Here is a 5,002-nt window from a genome sequence, read left to right on the forward strand (position 1 = left end):
CAACGTATTTCTCTGGTTGGAACTTAGGTTCTTCTGGAGGTGTTACACGGTTGTTGAATTCTTTATCAGCAGCATCTGTTACGTTGGCAACGATTGCTTTAGCTGTACCGTCGTGTGAAACAACAACTTTAACAGTGGCAACCATTGTGTCGTATTTGACAGTTGTATCTGTACCAGGAGTTTCTTCAACTGTATAGTTGTAAGTCTTACCAAGATCATCGCGACCAAATTTAAGAGTCTTGAAGACAATCTTACCAGCAGCGTCGTTCTTCACGCGTTCAACTTCAACGCCGTCTTTCTTCAATACGAATTCGAATTCGTTAGCTTGAAGTTCACGACCTTCCAAACGTTTTGTGAAGTTCATTTCCACTGGAACTGGAACGCTGTTAACACGTTTTTGTGTTGGTTTTTCAGGTTTTTCAACTGTCTTGCTTACTGGGTTGTAAACGTGAACTGTTTGGTTGGCTGTATTTTCAATATCAGCACCAGCTTTAACAGATTCTTTAACAGTTGCTGGGATATCAAATTTATAGTAACGTCCAAATGCGAATTTAGTAGTATCGATAACAGGGTTGTTTACTTTATCTTTGATAAATTCATCTTTAGAAGTTGCAGTGATTGTACCATTTTCAACTTTGATGTCGAATTTAGCAGTCACGTCTGCACCAGTTACTGAATCGTATGCTTTGATGTCAGCAGCGTTAACGTCCAATTTTTCTGCATCGTATTTATCAGATACACCAACGTATTGGATGTTGTTAGCTTCTGTGAATTTAGTAGTATCAAGCCATACTTGGTATACCAATTTAGAACCGCGTTCAACAGTCTTAGTATTCAAGTTTTCTGGTTCGTTGTTTTTAACACCATCAACATATGGATTTGCATTTGTTTCAGTGTACTCGTTACCAGGTACATCATCGTCGTCATCCATCAACTTGTCACCAGTAATGTCATATTTCTCTTTAGAAACGACAAATTTTTCTGGTTGGAATTCAGGAGGTGTTGGAGGAGTTACTTTGTTGTTGAATTCTTTATCGGCAGTACCGTCAGTAGCATTACCGTTGGCATCAACCCCACCAGTTGAAGATACGTTTGTAACAGTAGTCAATGTGTGACCATTCTTAGCAACTTCAACTGTCACTGTAGCTTTCATTTGGTCGTAAGTCATTCCGAATTCTTTGTTTTCAGGAATTACTTCTTCTACAGTGTAAGTGTGTGTACCAACTTTAGTATTGTCGAATGACAATTCAGAGAAGGTTACGTTACCAGCAGCATCATTTTTAACAGTTTCAACGACCTTACCAGCAGCATCTTTCAATACGAAGCTAAATTCACCAGCTTTAAGTTCACGACCTGCCAATTTCTTAGTAAAGTCGAACTTAGTTACAACTGGAGAAACCACGTAGTTGTTGAACTCTGTGTCTTCTGGCATTGTAACAGCAGTACTCAAGAGACCTGTAGCGGCATCTTTAGTAACTTTAACTTTCACTACTGCGTTCATAGTATCGTAATCGATATTTGTATCGTTACCAGCTTTTTCACGCACAGTGTAAGTGTGTTCACCTTCAGCGCTGTATTCAATAGCATCAAATGTGATTGAACCATCTGCTGCATTTTTCTTAGTTTGGATTACATTGCCATTTTCAAGCAATTCGAATGTGAAGGCATCTGCTTCAAGTACTTTACCTTCAAGACGTTTAGTGAACTTGAATTGAGCTTGAGTAGGAGCAGATGTGAAGGTATTGTTAAACTCTTTATCAGTTGGAAGAGTTGCAACAGCAGTAAGCGCATGACCTGACTTAGTAACAGTAACTGTTACGTTAGCTTTCATTGGGTCATAAGTCATACCTGCTTCAGTTCCTTGAACTTCTTCTACAGTGTACTTGTGGTTACCAACTTGAGCATTTGTAAATGTCAATGCGTCAAATTTAACTTTACCGTTGGCATCATTTTGTTTTGTTTGAAGGACTTTACCATCTTTGTCTTTCAATACAAAGCTAAATTCGCCAGCTTTCAAGTCACGACCTGCAAGAGCTTTGCTGAAGTCAAATTGTGCAGTCACAGGAGCTACAACGTGGTTGTTGAAGATCTTGTCATCAGTACCAGTTGCTTCACCGCCTGTTGAAGTCATTTCAGTCTTAGCAACCAAAAGACCTGTAGCGGCATCTTTAGTAACTGTTACTTTAACTGCGATAGTCATTTCATCGTAGTCTACATCGGCATTGTTGCCCTTCACTTCTTTAACAGTGTAGTTGTAGACACCTTCACGGTCGAATGACAATTCGCTGAAGTTAATCTTACCGTTAGCTTTGTTAGTTACAGTTTCGTTAACATTGTTATCACCAGTCAATGTGAAGCTAAAGTCACCTGCGTTCAAAGTACCGTTTGAAAGTGATTTATCAAATTCAAGGTTAACTTTAATCGCACCTGGTGTGAATGTATTGTTGAACTCTGTATCTGCTGGAAGAGTATTTGTTGCTTTAAGAACGTGACCTTCCTTAGTAACAGTGATTGTTACTTCAGCCTTCATTGTATCGTAAGTCATACCAGCTTCTTTGTTTTCTGGGATAACTTCTTCTACAGTGTACTTGTGAGTACCAACTTGAGTATTGTCAAAGGTCAAATCATCAAAGGCTACAACACCTTCTTTAGTATTTTTCTTAGTTTGAAGAACTTTACCAGTTGAATCTTTCAATACGAAGCTAAATTCACCGGCTTTCAACTCACGACCTGCGAGAGCCTTGCTAAAGTCAAACTTAGTTTTAACTGGAGCTACAACGTAGTTGTTGAAGACTTTATCATCTGCACTTGAAGCAAATCCACCAGTACCACTGTATTTAACAGAAGCTTGCAAATCACCTTTAGAGTTTTCAGTTACAGTAACAGTCATCTTAACTGTCATACCATCGTAATCGACGTTTGTATCTGCCCCTTTAACCTCAGTGATTGTGTAGATGTAAGTACCAACTTTATTGAAAGTTAAGTTACTAAATGTAGCTTTACCGTTTTTATTAGTAACAGTTTCTTCATATGACGGAAGTGATTTGTTTTCATTGACTTCTTTAATCTTGAAGCTGAATTCACCATCAACAAGTACACGTCCTTCCAATTGTTTTTCAACTTCTGGTGTAACTGTTACAGGTTCTTGTTTGACATAGTAATAAACAGGTTGTTTATACGGTGTCAAAGAGTTAAGCAAGTCAACGTTGGTACCGATACCATTTACTCCACGAACCAATTGTTCATTTGGAGAAAGGTGACCAATATTGTCTCCTAAGAATGGTACGAATACAGTTTTATATGGTGTATATCCAGCAGCTTTTTGGAAGTCAAATGGAACTTCTTTACCATTTGCATAGGTTACACCTTTACTATCAGTGAAAGCAATTGTATTAAGAGGTGATTTCTTAACAGCTAATTCTTGTTTGTTGTAATCACCTGGTTTAATTGGTTTCGTTTCTGCTAGCAACATGTAGCCATCAGTGCTCAATGTACCATCAGAACGCTTGCTTTGTTGTTTTGGATCTAGAAGATAAACACGAACAACTACAGTTCCATCTTCACCCACGATTTCTTTAATACGTTTAATTCCTGCACGCTCAGCGTCCATGAATTTCGTTCCAACAGTATAAGGACGACTCACATATCCTGACTGATCATTTGCTTCAGCTGCTTGATAAAGTTTGTATCCATCAAATTGGCGCTCTCCAGATGCTGTGAAGTTTTGACCTTCCATAGCTTTAAGAGTGTATGAAGCTAAGTCTACTTCATTACCATTTGCTTTATAATCTTGAACAGTTACATCAGTTTTATTCGCCTTAAATGTTGGATTGTTTTTATCAACTACTTTATAGTAAGTTGTTTTATTAACTGATACTGGAATCTTGGCATTAGTATCTGTAATCGTACGACCGTTATATGCTGGTTCTACAACGTTGATAATATCTGTTGATGTACGAGCAGCATAAACTGCATCATATAATTTTTGTTCTTCAGTAGTAAGGTTATGTCCTGGAGCTACTAAAGCTTGGATACTTGCCCCAACTTCATAACCAAATTGAATAAATGGTTGGTCCGTTTTACCAGGTCCAGCTCCTAAACCTTTATCATAATCTACTTGGAAAGTTAATTCACCTTTAGAAGCAGATTGAGTAGTCGTGAATTTTTGAATACCACTAGACGCAGTAATTGTTCTTGTTTCAACTACAGCACCAGTATTTTTGTTGATCAATTCAACAGTCGTATCTGTTGAAGCATCAAATCTCTTGTAAGCACGTACATAGTAGCTTGTATTGTAACGTTCATTGAAGCGGGTTAGGTCTACGATACTATAGGTGTAGACATCGCCTTCTTTAGCAGCATATCCTGATGGTACTGTTTGTGAACGAACACTTGCACCATTTGGATCCGTCATCTCAGGTGTAGCAACTTCACCGTCTTTTAGGAAAGTTGCTACAGCAACCGGCTCGTTATTGTGGTCTGTAGCGGCACGACGATTACGACGGCTGCTTCTTGTTGCCAAAGCGCCAGCATTCGTCAAATCAGTTGCTGCACGGTCAAGCGTTGCACTACGAACTGCTGCTGATCCTACAGAATAAAAACGCGCAGAACCACGTGTGTTAAGACTTGTAGTTGCTGCCGCAGTTTCGGCTGCTGCTGTTTCTTCAGCTACTGGAGCTGCTGTTGCTGCAGTACGATTAGCCGCTGTTGCAGCTGGAGTTGCTGCAGCGGCTGTCGCTGAAGCTGTTGTTTCAACCTTGTTGCTAGCTGCATTTGTTGATGCTGCTGTAGCTGGCTTAGCTGTTTCTGTAGCAGCCTTTTCAGTTGGTTTTGCTGCTTCCGAAGCTGGTTTAGCAGCTTGAGATTTTGCAGTTTCTGTAGCTTGTTTGTCAGTTGTCCCTGCGGCAGCCTTATCTGTTGTTGAAGCTTCTGGCGTCAAGTTAAATGTTGACGCAGTTGCCTCAGTTGAAGATACAGCTGCAGTAGGATCTGCTTGAGCTGT

1 protein-coding gene is annotated in these 5,002 nt (G+C 39.5%); it reads right to left on the reverse strand.

What is annotated here, in order from left to right; translation table 11 throughout:
• Positions 1 to 5,002 (reverse strand): Spy0128 family protein (locus tag AX663_RS06280; RefSeq protein WP_331708979.1); only part of this gene is annotated, 5,002 nt, incomplete at both ends.

It is taken from the genome of Streptococcus sp. CCH8-H5 (assembly GCF_001556505.1).
Lineage (GTDB): Bacteria > Bacillota > Bacilli > Lactobacillales > Streptococcaceae > Streptococcus.